The sequence below is a fragment of the Carboxydothermus islandicus genome, from assembly GCF_001950325.1.
Taxonomy (GTDB): Bacteria; Bacillota; Z-2901; order Carboxydothermales; family Carboxydothermaceae; genus Carboxydothermus; species Carboxydothermus islandicus.
In genome coordinates this window covers 1-452 of record NZ_BDJL01000063.1, presented here as the reverse complement: position 1 = coordinate 452, position 452 = coordinate 1, and the positions used below count along the sequence as shown (strand labels likewise).

Here is a 452-nt window from a genome sequence, read left to right as displayed (position 1 = left end):
AAAGGGAGGGAGCTGCCGAAGGTGGGACCGGTGATTGGGGTGAAGTCGTAACAAGGTAGCCGTATCGGAAGGTGCGGCTGGATCACCTCCTTTCTAAGGAGAAACAAACCGCTTGCCGTTGTTTTGTGAATAAAAATTCTCAACATGGGCCTATAGCTCAGCTGGTTAGAGCGCACGCCTGATAAGCGTGAGGTCAGTGGTTCAAGTCCACTTAGGCCCACCATAAAAAATATAAAAACATGTAGTGTGGGGGTGTAGCTCAGCTGGGAGAGCACCTGCCTTGCAAGCAGGGGGTCAGCGGTTCGAGTCCGCTCATCTCCACCATTTAAATCCTGTTCTTTGAAAACTGCACAGAGGTTGGAGAAAAAGAGAAGGTCAAGTTAGTAAGGGCGTACGGTGGATGCCTAGGCGCCAGAGGCCGAAGAAGGACGTGGCAAGCTGCGAAAAGCCGC

The 452-nt window shown here is 52.0% G+C and carries 2 tRNA genes and 2 rRNA genes; all 4 read left to right on the top strand.

Features of this window, described 5'->3' with window-relative positions:
- Positions 1-93, top strand: a 16S ribosomal RNA gene (locus ciss_RS09030); the annotation flags it as partial.
- Positions 94-146: 53 nt separating this feature from the next.
- Positions 147-223: transfer RNA gene (locus ciss_RS09025), tRNA-Ile, on the top strand.
- A 25-nt stretch (positions 224-248) separates the two neighbouring features.
- A tRNA-Ala gene (locus ciss_RS09020) sits at positions 249-324 on the top strand.
- Positions 325-373: 49 nt separating this feature from the next.
- Positions 374-452, top strand: a 23S ribosomal RNA gene (locus ciss_RS09015); the annotation flags it as partial.